This window comes from Pseudomonas sp. Tul2A7 (assembly GCF_054790505.1).
Genome location: NZ_CP186499.1, coordinates 6,588,554 through 6,608,764, shown reverse-complemented (window position 1 = coordinate 6,608,764; position 20,211 = coordinate 6,588,554). Strand labels below are relative to the sequence as shown.

At 58.5% G+C, this 20,211-nt stretch carries 16 protein-coding genes; 10 read left to right on the top strand and 6 right to left on the bottom strand.

What is annotated here, in order from left to right:
- Window positions 1-148: 148 nt before the first annotated feature.
- Window positions 149-1,633, top strand: a complete 1,485-nt coding sequence (gene prpD, locus ACOYXJ_RS29325) for a 2-methylcitrate dehydratase (RefSeq protein WP_460367227.1) — start codon at window positions 149-151, stop codon at window positions 1,631-1,633.
- A gap of 89 nt (window positions 1,634-1,722) precedes the next feature.
- Here the strand turns inward: prpD and ACOYXJ_RS29320 are convergent, their stop codons facing one another.
- Window positions 1,723-2,637: a DMT family transporter gene (locus ACOYXJ_RS29320; RefSeq protein WP_460373069.1), complete on the bottom strand. Its 915-nt coding sequence runs from the start codon at window positions 2,635-2,637 to the stop codon at window positions 1,723-1,725.
- A gap of 114 nt (window positions 2,638-2,751) precedes the next feature.
- Here ACOYXJ_RS29320 and ACOYXJ_RS29315 point away from each other — a divergent pair, with 114 nt between their 5' ends.
- Window positions 2,752-4,161 (top strand): aminotransferase-like domain-containing protein, encoded by a 1,410-nt coding sequence (locus tag ACOYXJ_RS29315; protein WP_460367225.1) that lies wholly within the window; start codon window positions 2,752-2,754, stop codon window positions 4,159-4,161.
- Window positions 4,162-4,256: 95 nt separating this feature from the next.
- On the opposite strand, the gene ppsR is transcribed toward ACOYXJ_RS29315, so the two are convergent.
- A complete protein-coding gene (gene ppsR, locus ACOYXJ_RS29310; RefSeq protein ID WP_016773826.1) occupies window positions 4,257-5,075 on the bottom strand; it encodes a posphoenolpyruvate synthetase regulatory kinase/phosphorylase PpsR in 819 nt (272 codons plus the stop codon).
- 174 nt (window positions 5,076-5,249) lie between these two features.
- Between ppsR and ppsA the strand changes: the two genes are divergently transcribed.
- The 8 genes from ppsA (at window position 5,250) to ACOYXJ_RS29270 (ending at window position 13,498) form a co-directional block, all read left to right on the top strand.
- On the top strand, window positions 5,250-7,625 hold the full coding sequence (ppsA, locus tag ACOYXJ_RS29305; protein WP_110719766.1) for a phosphoenolpyruvate synthase: 2,376 nt from the start codon (window positions 5,250-5,252) through the stop codon (window positions 7,623-7,625).
- A 185-nt stretch (window positions 7,626-7,810) separates the two neighbouring features.
- Window positions 7,811-8,800: an alpha/beta fold hydrolase gene (locus ACOYXJ_RS29300; RefSeq protein WP_460367222.1), complete on the top strand. Its 990-nt coding sequence runs from the start codon at window positions 7,811-7,813 to the stop codon at window positions 8,798-8,800.
- Between the two features lie 226 nt (window positions 8,801-9,026).
- Window positions 9,027-9,518, top strand: coding sequence for a ribonuclease E activity regulator RraA (rraA, locus tag ACOYXJ_RS29295; RefSeq protein WP_102900780.1), 492 nt, complete (start codon window positions 9,027-9,029; stop codon window positions 9,516-9,518).
- A 22-nt stretch (window positions 9,519-9,540) separates the two neighbouring features.
- Window positions 9,541-10,536 (top strand): zinc transporter ZntB, encoded by a 996-nt coding sequence (locus ACOYXJ_RS29290; protein WP_150794368.1) that lies wholly within the window; start codon window positions 9,541-9,543, stop codon window positions 10,534-10,536.
- 63 nt (window positions 10,537-10,599) lie between these two features.
- Window positions 10,600-10,848, top strand: coding sequence for a CrfX protein (locus tag ACOYXJ_RS29285; RefSeq protein ID WP_102900778.1), 249 nt, complete (start codon window positions 10,600-10,602; stop codon window positions 10,846-10,848).
- Window positions 10,849-10,850: 2 nt separating this feature from the next.
- Window positions 10,851-11,675 carry a mechanosensitive ion channel family protein gene (locus tag ACOYXJ_RS29280; RefSeq protein WP_007916401.1) on the top strand — a complete coding sequence of 275 codons (825 nt, stop codon included), beginning with the start codon at window positions 10,851-10,853 and terminating at the stop codon, window positions 11,673-11,675.
- A gap of 90 nt (window positions 11,676-11,765) precedes the next feature.
- A complete protein-coding gene (gene sigX, locus ACOYXJ_RS29275) occupies window positions 11,766-12,356 on the top strand; it encodes an RNA polymerase sigma factor SigX (protein ID WP_011333251.1) in 591 nt (196 codons plus the stop codon).
- 107 nt (window positions 12,357-12,463) lie between these two features.
- Window positions 12,464-13,498, top strand: a complete 1,035-nt coding sequence (locus ACOYXJ_RS29270) for an OmpA family protein (RefSeq protein WP_016985589.1) — start codon at window positions 12,464-12,466, stop codon at window positions 13,496-13,498.
- A 90-nt stretch (window positions 13,499-13,588) separates the two neighbouring features.
- Here the strand turns inward: ACOYXJ_RS29270 and cobA are convergent, their stop codons facing one another.
- From cobA to nirB, 4 genes are read right to left on the bottom strand one after another with little or no spacing between them, the layout of a single operon-like run.
- A complete protein-coding gene (gene cobA, locus ACOYXJ_RS29265; protein WP_460367219.1) occupies window positions 13,589-14,332 on the bottom strand; it encodes a uroporphyrinogen-III C-methyltransferase in 744 nt (247 codons plus the stop codon).
- Window positions 14,333-14,345: 13 nt separating this feature from the next.
- Window positions 14,346-17,060 (bottom strand): nitrate reductase, encoded by a 2,715-nt coding sequence (locus tag ACOYXJ_RS29260; protein WP_460367217.1) that lies wholly within the window; start codon window positions 17,058-17,060, stop codon window positions 14,346-14,348.
- Entirely contained in the window at window positions 17,060-17,377 is a 318-nt protein-coding gene (gene nirD, locus ACOYXJ_RS29255) for a nitrite reductase small subunit NirD (protein WP_034152866.1), read from the bottom strand. The genes ACOYXJ_RS29260 and nirD overlap by 1 nt, the downstream gene beginning before the upstream one ends.
- Complete coding sequence (gene nirB / locus ACOYXJ_RS29250) at window positions 17,374-19,827, bottom strand: nitrite reductase large subunit NirB (RefSeq protein WP_460367214.1); 2,454 nt, start codon at window positions 19,825-19,827, stop codon at window positions 17,374-17,376. The genes nirD and nirB overlap by 4 nt, the downstream gene beginning before the upstream one ends.
- Window positions 19,828-20,211 lie beyond the last annotated feature (384 nt).

The following is a 20,211-nucleotide window of genomic DNA, read 5'->3' as shown; positions in this document are numbered from 1 at the left end:
CTCCCTCGGGAGAGGGCTAGGGTGAGGGGCCTCCCACTGAAGAAACACAAAATGAGCAGGCACCCCAGACCTGCAATCAACCGGACCAAACCCGCCAAGCCCTGAGGAAGACCGCACCCACTCATCATTCCCGCACAGGAGAACCGCAATGAGCGCCAACGTCGACCTGAACAACCGACCCGACTATGATCGTGTCCTGCAGGACATCGCCGATTACGTCCTCACCTTCAAAGTCACCTCCGCCGAAGCCCTCGACACCGCCCGTAACTGCCTGATGGACACGCTGGGCTGCGGTCTGCTGGCGTTGCGCTTTCCCGAATGCACCAAGCATCTGGGCCCGATCGTCGAAGGGACAGTGGTTCCTTACGGTGCGCGGGTCCCCGGCACCAGCTATCGCCTCGACCCGGTGAAAGCCGCGTGGGACATCGGCTGCATCGTCCGCTGGCTCGACTACAACGACACCTGGCTCGCCGCCGAGTGGGGGCATCCGTCTGACAACCTCGGCGGAATTCTTGCGGTGGCTGATCACCTCTCGCAAAAACGTCTGGCCAACGGTGAGTCACCGCTGACGATTCGCGATGTGCTCGAAGCAATGATCATCGCCCACGAGATTCAAGGCGTGATTGCCCTGGAAAACTCCTTCAATCGCGTAGGGCTTGATCACGTCATCCTGGTGAAAGTCGCCTCGACCGCCGTTACCGCCAAACTGATGGGCGCCAATCGCGAGCAATTGTTGTCGGCGCTTTCCCATGCGTTCGCCGATGGTCAGGCGCTGCGTACCTATCGTCATGCGCCGAATGCCGGCTCTAGAAAGTCCTGGGCGGCGGGGGATGCGACGAGTCGTGGCGTGCGTCTGGCCGACATCGCCATGCGCGGCGAAATGGGTATTCCCGGCGTGCTGACTGCGAAACAGTGGGGCTTCTATGACGTGCTGTTCAGCCACACCAATAGCGATCTGGCGTTGAAACCGGATGATAAACGCGCTTTCAGTTTTTCGCGGCCGTTCGGCAGTTACGTGATGGAAAACGTCCTGTTCAAGATCAGCTTCCCCGCCGAATTCCATGCGCAAACCGCCTGTGAAACGGCGGTAACCTTGCACCCGCAGGTGCGCAATCGTCTGCATGAAATCGACCGGATCGTCATCACCACTCACGAATCGGCGATCCGCATCATTTCCAAAATCGGGCCGCTAGCCAATGCCGCCGACCGCGACCACTGCATCCAGTACATGACCGCCGTGCCGCTGGCGTTCGGCAATCTGGTCGCCGAGCAATACGAAGACGATTTCCACCGGGCGCATCCGGTCATCGATGTACTGCGCGAGAAAATGGTTATCGTCGAAGATCCGCGTTTCACTCGCGAATATCTGGAGGCCGACAAACGCTCGATCGCCAATGCCGTGCAGGTGTTTTTCAAGGACGGCAGCAGCACCGAAAACGTCGTTGTGGAATACCCGATCGGTCATCGTCGCCGCCGTGTCGAGGGCATTCCATTGCTGGAGGACAAGTTCAAGGCCAACCTGGCGACGCGTTTCACAGGTCAGCGCTGCGCCGAAATCTTCACGTTGTGCAAGGATCAGGCGCAGCTGGAGTCCACCCCGGTGAACCGTTTCGTCGACCTATTTGTGATCTGACGAAAAACCTGTAGGAGCTGCCGCAGACTGCGATCTTTTGACTTTGATTGTAAAAAACAGGATCAAAAGATCGCAGCCTGCGGCAGCTCCTACACGGACGATTTGCGCCATTTTTCGATGGGCAATTTGGTGATCGCAAAACCGCTCAACAAAATCGCCGAATAGATCATCAGCTCCCGGGACAGGGTTTGCCCCTCGTACCAGGCGCCGATGATCACGGCGAACACCGGGAAAATGATAAACACGAACGACAGAATGATCGGGCTCAAGCGTTTAAGCAGTAAAAAGTAAACGATGAATCCGCCGACCGAGGCCACCAGTCCCAGATACAGCAGGGCGCCCCACGAGCGGGCGCTGACGTCACTGAACACCGGTGTCTCAACGCGCAGTCCGACAATAAATAACATCACCCCGGCGATTCCGATCGGTAGCGTGTTGTAGGTGATCACGCTGATGGCGCTGCCATGTTTTTTCGTCACCACGTAACACAGCGCATGCATCACCGCTGCACACAGGATCGCCAGCACCCCCAGCCATTCCGCCTGATCGAGATGCAGACCCTGACTGCGAATAATCATGAACAGACTGCCAAAGCCGATAGCGATGCCGAGCATCTGCGACGGGTAGATTCTCTCGCGCAGAAACAGCGCGGAAAACAACAGGATAAACACCGGCATGCAACTGAACAGCAGTGCGGTCAGGCCGGACGATACGTGCATCTCACCGTAGTTGAGCAGGTAGTAAGGCAGGCTGAAATACGACAGCGTGACGAACACAAAAAACCAGCGACGTTGCCGGGGAAACAACAGCGGTTCCTTGCGCAACAGCGCGAAGCTGAGGAACAGCGGGAAGGCAATCAGAAAACGCAGCCCGGCGGCCGTCAGTGGCGGCACAGTTTCCACCGCAATCTTGATTCCCAGCCATGTCGTGCCCCAGCTCAGACAGACAATCAGAAACAGCGTGCCGGTGATCAATCCGGCGAGCCAGGGTTTGCTGATATTCATCGGTGTGCTGATAGCGGTCGACATGTGACGTGCTCCTCGCGGTGGAATTGACCTGATCGCGTAAACGGTCTATTTCTGATTGAACCTGTTTTCAGCACGCTATTCGGGGCGAGAATGACTGTCAAAGTAAGTATTGCCATGGTGTCAATCCTCCGCGACGGCCTCGCCAGTGGCGTCGGCGTGAAGTACAAACGCTTGGCCGATGCGGTCGCACAGGCCATCGACGAAGGTGTGATCGATGCGGGATGCAAGTTGCCGCCGCACCGATTGCTGGCCGACAGCCTGGGCGTGACCATCGGCACCATCAGCCGTGCCTACGGTGAACTGGAGCGTGTCGGATTGGTGGTTGCTCGCGTAGGAGATGGCACCTACGTCTGTCAGCGCGGGATGGAGCGGCCGCAGGACAAAGGCTTTCGCAATGTCAGCGATGAGCAGTCAGCCTGTTTCGACATGAGCCGCAATCAGCCGATTCCCGCACAGGAAGCGGCGTTCATGAGCCAGAGTCTGCAGGAACTGGCCAGCGATCCGCGGGTGCTACAGCAGTTGACCGGGTATACCGCTGAAGCCGGGTTGGCGCGGCATCGTGTGGCGGGGGCGGTGTGGTTGCAGCACGAAGCGTTCGTGCCGCACGCCGATCAGGTGTTGTGCGTCAACGGCGGTCAGCATGGTTTGTTGTGCGCGCTGATGGGCTTGCTCAAGGCCGGCGACACGGTGGTGACTGAGCAGTTGTCCTACCCCGGATTGATTGGAGTCGCACGTCAGCTCGGGATAAAACTCATTGGCGCGGCGATGGATGACGAAGGACTTGTGCCGTCGGCACTGGAGGAAATCTGCCGTCAGCATCGTGTTTCGGCGCTGTATTGCACCCCAACGATCCAGAATCCTACGGCCGCCGTGATGTCGATCCCACGGCGCGAGGCGATTGCCGATATCTGCCGCCGGCACAATTTGCTGATTATCGAAGACGAAGCCCACGCCGTGCTGGACCGTCAGCGTCCGTTGCCGCTGAGTTACTTTGCGCCTGAGCGCTCGGTGTTGATCGGCAGTCTGAGCAAGGCTGTTTCCGCCGGATTGCGCGTCGGTTATCTGCACGCGCCGCAAGCGTTGATCGGGCGTTTGAGTGCCGCCATTCGTGCAACGTCCTGGATGGCCAATCCGTTATCGATGGAAGTGGCCAGTCTGTGGATTGAAAGCGGTATGGCCGAGCGTTTGCTGGACGAGCAGATCAGCGAGATCGCTCGGCGCAAGGCGTTGGTGGCGCCTGTTCTGCAGGGTTTGAATTACAAGACTCACCCTTACAGCCCGCATTTCTGGGTGGAAGTGCCTGAGCTGTGGCGGGCGTCGCAGATTGCGGCGGAGTTGAAGGAGAACAACTATCTGGTGGCCACCGCTGAGGCGTTTGCGGTGGGGCACTCAGCGGTGCCGCAGTTTGTTCGGGTGAGTGTGTGTAATGCGGTGGGGGATGATCGGTTGTTGCTGGCAGGTTTTGAAGCTCTGGCCAAGGCATTAACAGACACCGTGTAATCGTTCTTCGCGAGCAGGCCCGCTCCCACATTTGAAACGCATTCCATTGTGGGAGCGAGCCTGCTCGCGAAAGCGTCAGCCCAGACACCACAAATCTACTTGAACCGCCGCTCCACACCTTTCTCGACCAGAATCTTCGCCGAAATCTCTTCCACCGAAAAATGCGTGGAGTTGATGTGCGGGATGTTCTCGCGGCGGAACAGATTCTCTACTTCACGCACTTCGAATTCGCACTGGGCGTAGCTCGAATAACGGCTGTTGGGCTTGCGCTCGTTGCGAATCGCGGTGAGGCGGTCGGGGTCGATGGTCAGACCGAACAGCTTGTGCTGATGAGCGCGCAGGGCCGTCGGCAGGGTCAGGCGTTCCATGTCGTCTTCGGTCAGCGGATAGTTGGCCGCGCGAATGCCGAACTGCATGGCCATGTACAGACACGTCGGCGTTTTGCCGCATCGCGACACGCCCACTAGTATCAAATCGGCTTTATCGTAATAGTGCGTGCGTGCGCCGTCGTCGTTGTCGAGGGCGAAATTCACCGCCTCGATGCGCTCCATGTAATTGGAGTTGTGCCCGATCGAATGAGACTTGCCGACGGTGTAGGAAGAATGCTCAGTCAGTTCCTGCTCCAGCGGGGCGAGGAAGGTCGAGAAAATGTCGATCATGAAACCATTGGACGTTGCGAGAATCTCACGGATGTCCTGATTGACGATGGTGTCGAAGATTATCGGGCGAAAGCCGTCGGTTTCGGCGGCTTTGTTGATTTGTTGTACCATGGCCCGCGCTTTTTCAACGCTGTCGATGTACGGTCGCGTGAATTTGCTGAAGGTAATGTTTTCGAACTGCGCCAGAAGGCTTTGACCCAGGGTTTCGGCTGTGATGCCGGTGCCATCGGAGATGAAGAAAGCAGATCGTTTCATTTGCACCTTGGGCCTTAAGCTAATGAGCATTTCTGGATATGATAGGCGCGATTTGCCGGCCGCCAATGGCCAGCATTCTCACTTATTTTCCAGGTCCAGGCCATACAACCGGCCAAGGCTCCCCCGGGCCGCCGGTTTCTGAGCTTTTCCAACACAGTTAGTGGAGAGATCACCTTGGTAGAGTACGTAGTTTCCCTCGATAAGCTCGGCAAACACGATGTTGAGCATGTGGGGGGCAAGAACGCATCCCTGGGCGAGATGATCAGTAACCTGGCAGGCGCCGGTGTTTCGGTCCCCGGCGGCTTCGCCACGACGGCTCAGGCTTATCGTGATTTCCTCGAACTGAGCGGCCTCAACGACCAGATCCACGCGGCCCTCGACGCGCTCGACGTCGACGACGTCAACGCCCTGGCCAAGACCGGCGCACAGATCCGTCAATGGATCATGGAAGCCGAATTCCCCGAAAAACTGAATGCCGAGATCCGCACCGCGTTCGCCGCACTGTCGGCCGGCAACCCTGACGTGGCCGTGGCCGTGCGTTCTTCCGCCACCGCTGAAGACTTGCCGGACGCTTCGTTCGCCGGTCAGCAGGAAACCTTCCTGAACATCCGTGGTGTGGAAAACGTAATCCGCGCCGCCAAAGAGGTGTTCGCTTCGCTGTTCAACGACCGTGCCATTTCCTACCGCGTGCATCAGGGCTTCGACCATAAACTGGTCGCTCTGTCGGCTGGCGTGCAGCGCATGGTGCGTTCGGAAACCGGCACTGCCGGCGTGATGTTCACCCTCGATACCGAATCCGGTTTCCGTGACGTGGTATTCATCACCGGCGCCTACGGCCTGGGCGAAACCGTCGTACAAGGCGCGGTCAACCCGGACGAATTCTATGTCCACAAGGGCACGCTGGAGGCCGGTCGTCCGGCGATTCTGCGTCGTAACCTGGGCAGCAAAGCCATCAAGATGATCTACGGCGACGAGGCCAAGGCCGGTCGTTCGGTCAAGACCATCGATGTCGACAAGGCTGATCGTGCGCGTTTCTGCCTGTCCGACGCTGAAGTCAGCGAGCTGGCCAAGCAAGCGATGATCATCGAAAAGCACTACGGCTGCCCGATGGACATCGAGTGGGCCAAGGACGGTGACGACGGCCAGCTGTACATCGTGCAGGCGCGTCCGGAAACCGTGAAAAGCCGCACCCAGGCCAACGTCATGGAACGTTACCTGCTGAAAGAAACTGGCACCGTGCTGGTGGAAGGTCGTGCGATTGGCCAGCGCATCGGCGCCGGTAAAGTGCGCATCATCAAGGACGTCTCCGAGATGGACAAAGTCCAGCCGGGCGACGTGCTGGTTTCTGACATGACCGACCCGGACTGGGAACCGGTGATGAAGCGCGCCAGCGCCATCGTCACCAACCGTGGCGGCCGTACCTGCCACGCGGCGATCATCGCTCGCGAGCTGGGCATCCCGGCAGTGGTCGGTTGCGGTAACGCCACCCAACTGCTGAAGGATGGTCAGGGCGTGACCGTGTCCTGCGCTGAAGGCGACACCGGTTACATCTTCGAAGGCGAGCTGGGCTTCGACATCAAGAAGAACTCCGTCGACGCCATGCCGGAGCTGCCGTTCAAGATCATGATGAACGTCGGCAACCCGGACCGCGCGTTTGACTTCGCGCAACTGCCGAACGCCGGTGTCGGCCTGGCCCGCCTGGAATTCATCATCAACCGCATGATCGGCGTACACCCGAAAGCGCTGTTGAACTACGACGGTCTGCCACAGGAAATCAAAGACAGCGTCGACAAGCGCATTGCCGGTTACAACGACCCGGTCGATTTCTACGTCGACAAACTGGTGGAAGGCATCAGCACTCTGGCTGCCGCGTTCACGCCGAAAAAAGTCATCGTGCGCCTGTCGGACTTCAAGTCCAACGAATACGCCAACCTGATCGGCGGCAAGCTGTACGAGCCGGAAGAAGAAAACCCGATGCTGGGTTTCCGTGGCGCTTCGCGTTACATCAGCGAATCGTTCCGTGACTGCTTCGAACTCGAATGCCGCGCGCTGAAACGTGTGCGCAACGAGATGGGCCTGACCAACGTTGAAATCATGGTGCCGTTCGTCCGTACCCTCGGCGAAGCCAGCCAGGTCGTCGATCTGCTCGCCGAAAACGGCTTGAAGCGCGGCGAGAACGGTCTGCGCGTGATCATGATGTGCGAGCTGCCATCCAACGCGATCCTTGCTGAAGAATTCCTCGAATTCTTCGACGGCTTCTCGATCGGTTCCAACGACCTGACGCAGCTGACCCTGGGTCTGGACCGCGATTCCGGTATCATTGCGCACCTGTTTGACGAACGTAATCCGGCGGTCAAGAAGCTCTTGGCCAACGCGATTGCCGCGTGCAACAAGGCCGGCAAGTACATCGGCATCTGCGGTCAGGGTCCATCCGACCACCCGGATCTGGCCAAGTGGCTGATGGAACAGGGCATCGAAAGCGTGTCGCTGAACCCGGATACCGTGCTGGAAACCTGGTTCTTCCTCGCCGAAGGCCAGGCACCGGCTTGATCAACATGTGAACGGGCCGCGTCTCCCTGTAGGAGTGAGCCTGCTCGCGATTGCGTCATGACAGTCAGCATTGATTCGAATGACACACCGCCATCGCGAGCAGGCTCACTCCTACACGATTCGGCTCCTTATGATTCAAACAGGGCGGGGTCTCCGGATGCCGCCCTTTTTTGTGCAAGAGCATTATGCAAAGCAGCAGTGACCTATTTCCTGTCGCCCTGATCAGCGCCGAACGGCGTGGCGATCTGAGCGAAGACGTGTATCGCCTGAAACCCGGCAACAGCCCCGACTGGTCTGTGGAAATCGCTGTGACCCGTTTGGGCATGGCTGATGACTCGCAGCCACGCGGCGTGCCGGTGATTCTGCTACACGGCAGTTTTTCCAATCGGCGCTTCTGGTTTTCACCGAAAGGTCTGGGCCTGGGCGCCTATTTGACGCGTCTGGGTTTCGACGTGTGGATTCCGGAGATGCGCGGCCACGGTTTGTCGCAGCGCAACGAGGAATACCGGCGCAACCGTGTCGCCGACTACGCCCGTTACGACTTGCCGGCGATTGCCGCGTTCGTGCGTGAGCAGAGCGGGCAGATTCCGCACTGGATCGGCCATTCGTTGGGCGGCATCACCTTGGCGGCGGCGCTCGGTGGCGAATACCTTGGCGAACCGGCAGTGGCTTCGGCGGCGTTTTTCGGCACCCAGGTCAGCCGTACTTACTGGCCGCTGAAAATTCCGCCGGTGGAGTGGAGCGGGCGCTTCATTCTCAAGCGCTTCGCACAGCTGTCGGGTTCGCGCCTCAAGCGTGGCCCGGAAGATGAGCCGATCGGTCTGGCACTGGAAAGCATGCGCTGGTACGGCTTGTTCGGCCGTTTTGGCGACAAGGACAAGGATTGGTGGGCGGGTCTGGCCGATGTTCAGGTGCCGGTGCTGGCAGTGAGCGCAGCGGGCGATCATCAGGATCCGGCCTGGGCCTGTCGCAAGTTGTTCGAACAGATCGGCTCGGCGCACAAGCAATTCATCAATCTGGGCCGCGAGCAGGGCTTCAACGATAATTTCGGTCATGTCGAGATGTTGGTGAGCAAAGCGGCGCAAACTGAGGTATGGCCATTGGTGGCGCGCTGGTTGAACGATCAGCAGACGCCGTTGCTGGGCGAGAAGCCGGACCTGGCCGCTGCGGTCTGAGAGGGAGGCCCTGAAAAGGGCATTTCGTTCGGGTTGGCTTGCGGCTAAGATATGACGAATTTTGCGGTTCTGGTCATATTCGGTGGCAGTTTAGCGATTACGTTTCAGCGTTTGTTCAGGTTCATTCAGCCAACATTCAATGAGCTAAGGTAAACAGCGACCACCGGAGATCGTCTCAAAAGAATGCGTCATCCTTGATCGTCTTCCTTGTTACAGGAGTTTTTCGATGAACCATTACCTTACGCCTGACCTGTGCGACGCCTATCCGGAGCTGGTGCAGGTGCTGGAACCGATGTTCAGCAATTTCGGCGGCCGTGATTCGTTCGGCGGTGAAATCGTGACCATCAAATGCTTCGAAGACAACTCGCTGGTCAAGGAACAGGCTGAACTCAAGGGCAACGGCAAGGTGCTGGTGGTCGATGGCGGTGGTTCGCTGCGACGTGCATTGCTGGGCGACATGATCGCCGAGAAAGCCGCTAAAAACGGTTGGGAAGGGCTGGTGATCTACGGCTGCATCCGTGACGTCGATGTGATTGCCCAGACCGATCTGGGCGTGCAGGCGTTGGCCAGCCACCCGATGAAAACCGAAAAACGCGGCATTGGTGACCTCAACGTCCCGGTGACTTTCGCCGGTGTGACGTTCCACCCGGGCCAATACATTTATGCGGACAACAACGGCGTGATCATCTCGCCGAGTCCGTTGAAAATGCCTGAATAAGCTTTTCGACAAAGGGATGCGGATGTTCGAGGAAGAAAACGCGCAATGGGGGCTGGTGCATGCCCTGGTGCTGGATGGAAAAGGCGGTGCGCGTTCGATAGCCCGGACTGAGCTCGACGATTTGCAGTTGCAGGCCCATGAAAGCCTGTGGCTGCATTGGGATCGCAGCCATCCGCAAACCCAGACCTGGCTGCGCAAATCCAGCGGTCTCAACGAATTCACCTGCGACTTGTTGCTGGAAGAGAACACCCGGCCGCGCCTGTTGCCGCTGCCGGATGCCGAGCTGTTGCTGTTTTTACGCGGGGTCAATCTCAATCCAGGCGCCGAGCCGGAAGACATGGTCTCGGTGCGGATTTTCGCTTCGGCCCAACGGGTGATTTCCCTGCGTTTGCGCCCATTGCGCGCCACCGATGAACTGTTGGTGCAATTGGCGGACGGCAAGGGCCCGAAAACCTCTTCTGAGCTCATCCTTTATCTGGCGCAGTTCCTCACCAACAAGGTGCAGGATCTGGTCACTTGCCTCTCGGAAATCGCCGACGAGGAAGAAGAAAAGATGGATGCCGACGAACGGTATACCCCCGAGCATGGCGCCATTTTGCACATCCGTCGCAGGGCTGCCGGGCTGAAGCGTTTTCTTGCGCCGCAGCGGGATATTTTCGGACAACTCACGCGGATAAAACTGCCGTGGTTTGTCGATGACGATGCCGATTACTGGAACGAATTGAACAACAGCCTGACCCGCTATCTCGAAGAGCTCGAATTGACCCGAGAGCGCGTGGGGCTTGTGCTGGAGGCCGAAGACCGGCGTTTGAGCGAGCGCATGAATCGCACGATGTACCGCTTCGGCATCATCACCTGCATCTTTTTGCCGATGAGTTTTATCACCGGTCTGCTGGGCATCAACGTCGGTGGAATTCCATTTGCCAGCAGCCCTTATGGTTTCCTGATCGCCTGCTTGACGGTGCTCGCCCTGGCCTTCGGTCAGTGGTGGTTATTCCGTCGTTTGCGCTGGGTCTGAAGATGGCGCATGTGACCCGACCAAATCTGCCCGCGTCTTTCACAGACATCACGAGAGGTGCGTATGCACGATCCGTTTGAACAGTCTTTGCGCGATATGCTCAACGCTTCGCCGTCCAGCCGCGACGACGATGCCTGTCTGGACCGCGTACTCAAAACCGCCAACCGCCAGGTTGGCGCCGGTGATCTGTTCAGCCTGCTGGGCCGCTGGCTGCCCGCGCTGATGATCGCCCTGAATAACGGATCGGCCCACGTCTCGCCGGTTTCCCGTCTTCGTAAACCTACCGCTCGCACTGCTGATAAGGCTGATTGAATATGGAACTCGACCTCTGGACTCAGAGCCTCGTCACTGCAATGACTGCGTTGTGGACCAAAGTAGCCAACTTCATCCCGAACCTGTTCGGCGCACTGGTCGTGCTGCTGTTGGGTTTCGTCGTGGCCAAGCTACTCGATACATTACTGTCCAAACTGCTCGCCAAACTCGGCCTCGATCGCCTGATGGGCGGTACCGGCCTGACTAAATTAATGTCGCGTGCGGGGCTGCAAGTTCCGATCTCGACCCTGATCGGCAAAATCGTCTACTGGTTTGTTCTGCTGATTTTTCTGGTTTCGGCAGCAGAATCCCTTGGCCTTGAGCGAGTTTCAGCTACGCTGGATATGTTGGCGCTCTATTTGCCGAAAGTATTCGGCGCGGCGCTGGTGTTGCTGGTAGGTGTTTTGCTCGCGCAATTGGCCAACGGGCTGGTGCGCGGGGCGGCAGAAGGCGTTGGCCTGGACTACGCTTCGGGGCTTGGGCGAATTGCTCAGGGGCTGGTTATCATCATCAGCATCTCGGTCGCGATCAGTCAGCTTGAAGTCAAGACTGACCTGCTGAACCATGTGATCGTCATCGTTTTGATTACCGTTGGTCTGGCCGTTGCGCTGGCCATGGGTTTGGGAAGCCGGGAAATTGCCGGTCAGATTCTTGCGGGAATCTATGTGCGTGAGTTGTATCAGGTTGGGCAACAAGTGCGTGTTGGCGAGGTCGAAGGGCAGATCGAGGAGATCGGCACGGTGAAAACCACATTGCTGACCGATGAGGGTGAGCTAGTCTCTCTTTCCAATCGGATCCTGCTGGAACAGCATGTGAGTAGCCGCTAATCCGGCAAACCCTGCTAATGTATGCCGCCGCGAAATGCCAGCTGATGCTGGTTGCGGTGGACATTGACCTGACTGTCGGCACGACTTGTTTTGAATAAAGCCCAAACGCTATCCACGCGCTACGACCCCCGCGAGCTCTCTGATGAGGAGTTGGTCGCGCGCTCGCATACCGAGCTTTTTCACGTAACGCGCGCCTATGAAGAACTGATGCGGCGTTACCAGCGAACATTATTTAACGTTTGTGCGAGATATCTTGGGAACGATCGCGACGCAGACGATGTCTGTCAGGAAGTCATGTTGAAGGTGCTGTATGGCCTGAAGAACTTCGAGGGGAAATCGAAGTTCAAAACGTGGCTCTACAGCATCACGTACAACGAATGTATTACGCAGTATCGGAAGGAACGGCGAAAGCGTCGCTTGATGGACGCATTGAGTCTTGACCCCCTCGAGGAAGCGTCCGAAGAAAAGGCGCCGAAACCCGAGGAGAAGGGCGGACTTGATCGCTGGCTGGTGTATGTGAACCCGATCGACCGCGAAATTCTGGTGCTACGATTTGTCGCAGAGCTGGAGTTTCAGGAGATCGCAGACATCATGCACATGGGTTTGAGTGCGACAAAAATGCGTTACAAACGTGCTCTAGATAAATTGCGTGAGAAATTTGCAGGCATTGCTGAAACTTAGTTCAGCGCAAATATCTCTTACGTGTAGGCAAGTTCTGATAGACTTGCCGCCGAGTTGTCCCCCGGTTTGCGGGACTGCTTCACAATCACCAGATGGGGATTTAACGGATGAAACTGAAAAACACCTTGGGCTTGGCCATTGGTTCTCTGATTGCCGCCACTTCGTTCGGCGCTCTGGCACAAGGCCAAGGCGCAGTTGAAATCGAAGGCTTCGCAAAGAAAGAACAATTCGACAGCGCTCGTAACTTCAAGAACAACGGCAACCTGTTCGGCGGTTCGATCGGTTACTTCCTGACCGACGACGTTGAACTGCGTCTGGGCTACGACGAAGTGCACAACGTACGTTCCGACGACGGTCGTAACATCAAGGGCGCGAACACCGCTCTGGACGCTCTGTACCACTTCAACAACCCAGGCGACATGCTGCGTCCATACGTATCGGCTGGTTTCTCCGATCAGAGCATCGGTCAGAACGGTTCCGGCGGTCGTGACCGCTCCACCTTCGCCAACCTGGGCGCTGGTGCCAAGCTGTACTTCACCGAGAACTTCTACGCCCGTGCCGGCGTTGAAGCTCAGTACAACATCGACCAGGGCGACACCGAGTGGGCTCCTAGCGTTGGTATCGGTGTGAACTTCGGTGGCGGCTCCAAGCCTGCTGCTGCTCCAGTTCCAGCACCAGCTGAAGTCTGCTCCGACAGCGACAACGATGGCGTTTGCGACAACGTTGACAAGTGCCCGGACACCCCAGCCAACGTAACTGTTGACGCTGACGGCTGCCCAGCAGTTGCTGAAGTTGTTCGTGTTGAGCTGGACGTTAAGTTCGACTTCGACAAGTCGGTTGTGAAGCCAAACAGCTACGGCGACATCAAAAACCTGGCTGACTTCATGAAGCAGTACCCATCCACCACCACTACTGTTGAAGGTCACACTGACTCCGTCGGTCCTGACGCTTACAACCAGAAACTGTCCGAGCGTCGTGCAAACGCCGTTAAGCAAGTTCTGACCAACCAGTACGGTGTTGAATCGTCCCGCGTTCAGTCTGTTGGCTACGGCGAATCCCGCCCAGTTGCTGACAACAAAACTGAAGCTGGCCGCGCTGTTAACCGTCGCGTAGAAGCGCAGGTTGAAGCTCAAGCTAAGTAATTAGCTGCCGCTCCGAGAAAAGCCCGGCTTAGGCCGGGCTTTTCTTTGTCTGCGATTTGAGTCTCAAGCGTTGAAAAAGTCAGGTTGTTCCTACATCGAGGCCACACGCGTCTCGCTGGCTTGCTCCGCATTACCAGCCACCGCGCCGATCACCAGTATCGCAGGGCTCTTCAATTTGAATCTGTAGGCCGCTTCGTTCATTGCCGTCAGATCACTCCGGCATTCGCGCTGCTCCGGCAACGATGCATTTTCGATCATTGCCACCGGCGTATCCGCCGCCATCCCGCCTGCCAATAACTGATCGCGAATCTCGCCCAGCTTGGCCACACCCATATAAATCACCAGCGTTGTGCCACTTTGCGCCAGTGCCTGCCAGTTCAACTGGCTGTCGTCCTGAGTATGCGCCGTCACCAGCGTCACACCTCGCGCCACACCCCGTAACGTCAGCGGAATATCGCACTGCGTCGCCCCAGCGAGCCCGGCGGTGATGCCATTGACCAGTTCCACCTCGACCCCACGCTCACGCAGCCACTGCGCCTCTTCGCCCCCTCGGCCGAAAATGCACGGATCGCCACCCTTGAGCCGCACCACACATTTGCCGTGGCGGGCATAGCGCAGCATCAGCCGATGGATAAACGCCTGCGGTGTCGAACGGCAGCCACCACGTTTACCTACCGCAATAATGCGTGCGGCAGGGCAGTGCTCCAGCACCGCGTCGTTGACCAGATCATCGATCAGCACCACATCGGCTTCGCGCAGGGCGCGCACTGCTTTGAGGGTCAATAATTCGGGATCACCAGGACCTGCACCCACCAGCCAGACTTTTGCGTTCACGGTGTTTTCCTCATCAGATGACGGCGACTGGCTGCACATCGGCAGCCAGCAAGCGTTTTATTTCCGGGACACAGGAGCCGCATTGCGTGCCGCAGCCCAAATTGTTTTTCAAACCTTGCAGATCCAGCCCTTGGCGAATGCCGGCGCAGACTGCGTTGAGACTGACGTTCTTGCAGTTGCACAGGGTTTTATCCGCGCTGGCCTGTACACCGTCGCTACCCGGTGGTGCGCTCATCGGCGCCAGTAACCAGCGCCGCAGTTGTTCGTCGGCGCGGCCCTCCAGCCACAACCCTTGCAACCAATGCTGCGCGAGGGTTTCGCCGGCCAGGCGAATCGCGGTGATACGACCGTTTTCAATACGCACGCGCTTGCCAATGGCCCGGCGAGGATCGTCATAGGCCAAAACCGGGCCGTCGATCAGTGACAGGCATCGGTCGATTTCACTGAGCAATTGCGCATCCGGCGCCTCACTGCTCGCAGCGCGTATCAGCAGCGCCGATCGCTCACGTCCGACAAGGCTGATACTCACGTAGGAAAATGCCTCACAGAGCGGTCGTAGCGTCTCGAAATGCCGTTGAACATCGCCCTCGATCAAGGCGAATAATTGCCAGGGCAGATTGACCGGTTCCACACGGACGCCGCTGTGCTTGAGTTCCGGTTGTTTCGACAGCGGATCAGAGGCCGGCAGGGTCAGGCTGTTCACGCCGCCCTTGAGAAAGCGGTCGCCCCAGTGCATCGGCAGAAATGCTTGCCCCGGACGTACGCTGTCATCACTACCGACCGCAACAATTACCGCGCCGCGACGACTCTTCAGATTGACCAGATCGCCCGGCTGCAAACGATGCCGGCGCATTTCGTCTGGATGCAGACTCAACACCGCTTCGCTGACATGCCCGAACAATTGCGCCGCCGTGCCGGTGCGGCTCATACCGTGCCATTGATCACGCAGGCGGCCAGTGATCAACGTCAGTGGAAAGCGAGCATCGCGCTGTTCTTTGGCGGCGCGGTAAGGGTCGGCAATGAAATGAGCGCGGCCAGTGGACGTAGGAAAAATACCGTCCCCGTAGAGTCGGAGTGTTCCTTCTCGGGCGCCGACAGGGAAGGGCCATTGCTGCGGTCCGATCTCGTCGATCAGCGCGTGACTGATCCCGGACATATCAAGATCCCGCCCACGCGTCAGCCCTTTGAATTCATCGAACAGTTGCGCAGGTTGGGTGAAAGTAAACAGGCTCGATGCAGAGGGACGCAGACGTTTCTCCAGACGCTGCGCGAAATCTACCGTAATCGCCCAATCCGGCCGCGTCTCACCCGGTGGGAGGATGGCTTTGCGCACGTGGGAAATGCGCCGCTCGGAATTGGTTACCGAGCCTTCCTTCTCGCCCCAACTGGCAGCGGGCAGTAGCAAGTCGGCGAATGCCGCAGTTTCAGTCGTGCGAAAAGCCTCCTGCAGCACTACAAACGGGCAAGCTTCCAGCGCCGCGCGCACCGCACTCTGATCCGGCATCGATTGCGCAGGGTTGGTGCAGGCGATCCACAACGCCTTGATCTTGCCGCTGCGCACTTGCTCGAACAGTTCGATGGCGCTGAGACCAGTGCTTTCCGGCAGTTGATCCACACCCCAATAAGCCGCCACTTCGGCGCGATGTTCAGGGTTGGCCGCGTCACGATGACCCGGCAACAGATTCGACAAACTACCGGTTTCGCGTCCGCCCATGGCATTCGGCTGACCGGTGAGAGAGAAAGGTCCTGCACCCGGACGACCGATTTGCCCGGTGGCCAAGTGCAGATTGATCAGCGCACTGTTTTTCGCGCTGCCAGCCGTGGACTGGTTCAAGCCCATGCACCACAGCGACAGAAAACTCGGCGAAGTGCCGACCCATTCGGCGCACTGCTGCAATTGCTCGACGCTGATGCCGCATAACTGCGAAACCATTTGTGGGGTGTAATCACGAACCAGACTTTTCAGTTCGGCGAGGCCATCGGTGTGCGCCTTGACGAAGTCGCGGTCGATCCAGTCTTCCCACAACAACAAATGCAAAATCCCATGAAACAAAGCGACATCTGTGCCCGGCAGAATCGCCAAGTGCAGGTCGGCGAGGTCGCAGGTGTCGGTGCGCCGAGGATCAATGACGATGACTTTCATCTGTGGGCGTCGGGATTTTGCCTCTTCCAGCCGGCGAAAAAGTACCGGATGGGCGTAGGCCATGTTACTGCCGACAATCATTACGCAATCGCTGAGTTCCAGATCCTCATAGCTGCACGGCGGGGCGTCGGCGCCGAGGCTGCGCTTGTAGCCGACCACCGCTGACGACATGCACAGGCGTGAATTGCTGTCGATGTTGTTGGTGCCGACCAGCGCCCGCGCGAGTTTGTTGAAGGCGTAATAATCCTCGGTCAGCAACTGTCCGGAGATATAGAACGCCACGCTGTCCGGGCCGTGTTCGGCGATGGTTTCGGCGAACACGTTGGCGGCATGTTCCAGCGCGGTGTCCCAATCCGTGCGGCTGCGGGCCAGGCCTTTGCCCAGACGCAGTTCCGGGTACAGCGCGCGGGCCGCGAGGTCGCCGGTCAGGTGCAGGGTCGAGCCCTTGCTGCACAGTTTGCCGAAGTTGGCCGGATGCGCCGGATCGCCGCTGACGCCGAGGATGCGCTCGCCGTCATGCTCGATCAGCACGCCGCAGCCGACCCCGCAATAACAGCAGGTCGAGGCGGTCGTCTGGCGGTTCATCAGACCGCGTCCCGCAGAGCCAACTGCACCCGACCGTTTTCGACCCGCGCCGGGTGATGGTGCGCGCAACCGATGTCAGGCGCCTGCGCTTCGCCAGACTCGAGATCGATTTGCCAGTTGTGCAGCGGACAGGCCACGCGTTTGCCGTAGATCAAACCTTGTGACAACGGCCCACCCTTGTGTGGGCAGCGGTCGTCGAGGGCGAAAACCTCATCGTCGCTTGTACGAAAAATCGCGATGTCACCTTTCGGTCCGGCAATGATCCGCGAACCGAGGGCGTTGATCTCGTCGAGGGCACAGATATCCAGCCAGTTCATGCTGGCACCTCCAGATTTTTCACGGGGATTACGTCGAATTCTTTCTTCAGTTGCGGCTGCGCCAGGCGTTCTTTCCACGGATCCTGTTCGAACGACAGGGAGAATTGCAGGCGCTCGTTCAGGGCTTTGCGGCGCTCCGGGTCTTCCAGCACGGCTTTCTTGATGTGCTCCATGCCGACCCGTTGCAGGTAGTGCACGGTGCGTTCGAGGTAGAAGGCTTCTTCGCGATACAGCTGCAGGAACGCGCCGTTGTATTCGCGTACTTCTTCGGCGGTTTTCAGCTTGACGAAGAACTCGGCGACTTCGGTTTTGATCCCGCCGTTGCCGCCGATGTACATCTCCCAACCGGAGTCGACGCCGATGATTCCTACGTCTTTGATTCCCGCTTCCGAGCAGTTGCGTGGGCATCCGGAGACGGCGAGTTTCACTTTGTGCGGCGACCACATGTTGAACAGGTCGTGCTCAAGCTCAATGCCCAGTTGCGTCGAGTTCTGCGTGCCGAAGCGGCAGAACTCGCTGCCGACGCAGGTTTTCACCGTGCGGATGGATTTGCCGTAAGCGTGGCCGGACGGCATGTCGAGATCCTTCCAGACACCCGGCAAATCCTGCTTCTTGATGCCAAGCAAGTCGATGCGCTGCCCGCCGGTGACCTTGACCATCGGCACGTTGTACTTGTCGGCCACGTCGGCAATCCGTCGCAGTTCCGAAGGATTGGTCACGCCGCCCCACATCCGTGGCACCACCGAATACGTGCCGTCCTTCTGGATGTTGGCGTGCGCACGCTCGTTGATCAGGCGTGACTGCGGATCGTCCTTGGCTTCGCCGGGCCAAGTGGAAATCAGGTAATAGTTGAGGGCCGGGCGGCACGTTGCGCAGCCGTTCGGCGTGCGCCAGTTGAGGTAGCTCATGGTGCCGGCGATGGTCAGCAGATGCTGTTCGCGAATGGCTTGGCGGATCTGGCCGTGATTGAGGTCGCTGCAACCGCAGATGGCTTTTTCGCTTTTCGGTTTGACGTCGGCCGCGCCACCCACGGTGTTGATCAGGATCTGCTCGACCAGCCCGGCGCAGGAGCCGCAGGAGCTGGCCGCTTTGGTGTGTTTCTTCACCTCATCGACGCTGAACAGGCCGTGTTCCTGAATGGCTTTGACGATGGTGCCTTTGCACACGCCGTTGCAACCGCAGACTTCGGCGGTGTCGGCCATGACCATGGCTTTGTCCTGGCCCTGATGTCCTACGTCGCCGAGGGCGTTTTCGCCGAACATCAAGTGATCGCGGATCTCGCCGATGGCGTGATTCTCACGAATCTGCCGGAAATACCAACCGCCATCTGCCGTATCGCCGTACAGACAGGCGCCGACCAGTACGTCATCCTTGATCACCAGTTTTTTGTACACGCCGCCGATCGGGTCGGAGAGGGTGATGGTCTCGGTGCCTTCGCCGCCCATGAAGTCGCCAGCGGAAAACAGGTCGATGCCAGTGACTTTCAATTTGGTCGAGGTCACCGAACCTTGATAACGGGCGAAGCCCAGTTGTGCGAGGTGGTTGGCGCACACCTTGGCCTGTTCGAACAATGGCGCGACCAGACCGTAGGCAATGCCGCGATGGCTGGCGCATTCGCCGATCGCGTAGATGCGCGGATCGTAGGTTTGCAGGGTGTCGTTGACCAGAATCCCGCGATTGCACGGGATGCCGGCTTTTTCCGCCAGTTCGGTGTTGGGGCGAATGCCGGCGGCCATCACCACCAGATCAGCGGGAATGATGTCGCCGTTCTTGAACTGCACCGAGCCGACCCGGCCATTGCCGGCGTCGTGCAAGGCCTGGGTCTGTTCGCACAGACGGAAGTGCAAGCCTCGGGATTCGAGGGCGCTTTGCAGCAGTTGGCCGCTGGTTTTATCCAGTTGCCGTTCCAGCAGCCATTCGCCGATGTGCACCACAGTGACGTGCATGCCGCGCAGCATCAGGCCATTGGCGGCTTCAAGGCCGAGCAGGCCACCGCCGATGACCACCGCGTGTTTGTGGGTTTTCGCGGTGTCGATCATCGCTTGGGTGTCGGCGATGTCGCGATAACCGATCACGCCCTGCAGGGTGTTGCCGGGGATCGGCAGAATGAAAGGCGTCGAGCCGGTGGCGATCAGCAGGCGGTCGTATTCGGCTTCGGTGCCGTCCTCGGCGATCACCCGGCGTTTGACCCGGTCGATCTCCACCACTTTGCGGTTGAGCAGCAACTTGATGTTGTTTTCCAGGTACCAGTCGAGGTCGTTGAGCACGATCTCCTCGAAGGTCTGCTCACCGGCCAGCACTGGTGAGAGCAGAATGCGGTTGTAGTTGGTGTGCGGTTCGGCGCCGAAGACGGTGATGTCGTACAGCTCGTTGCTCAGCTTGAGCAGTTCTTCGAGGGTGCGGACCCCGGCCATGCCATTGCCGATCATCACCAGTTTGAGTTTTTTCATCAGGTTCTCCGGGGAGCTGCGGCTGGCCTCTTGTGGGCAGTCAGGCCTTGCTCGAGAAATTTTGCGCAAACAAAAAAAGGCGTCCCGCTAGTTGCCTAGCGAGGACGCCTTTGTCCTGGTCCCGTTCTCTCGGGAAGCGCAGCCTTCGTCGTTGAAGGTTGGGCTTTATGTGTGTGTTGGTTGGGACAATGCAGTGGTTGTGCCAAGTGTGACGGTGGCGGGTTTATTGGGGTTTGGCAGTTTTTGAGGGTGATTTTTGCACTGAATCGAGGCGGGTTGCTCGTTCGTGGGGCGCTCAGGTAGATGGACTTGTGGTGATTGGGCTGACGTCATCGCGAGCAGGCTCACTCCTACAGGGGAACGCATTTCAAATTGTAGGAGTGA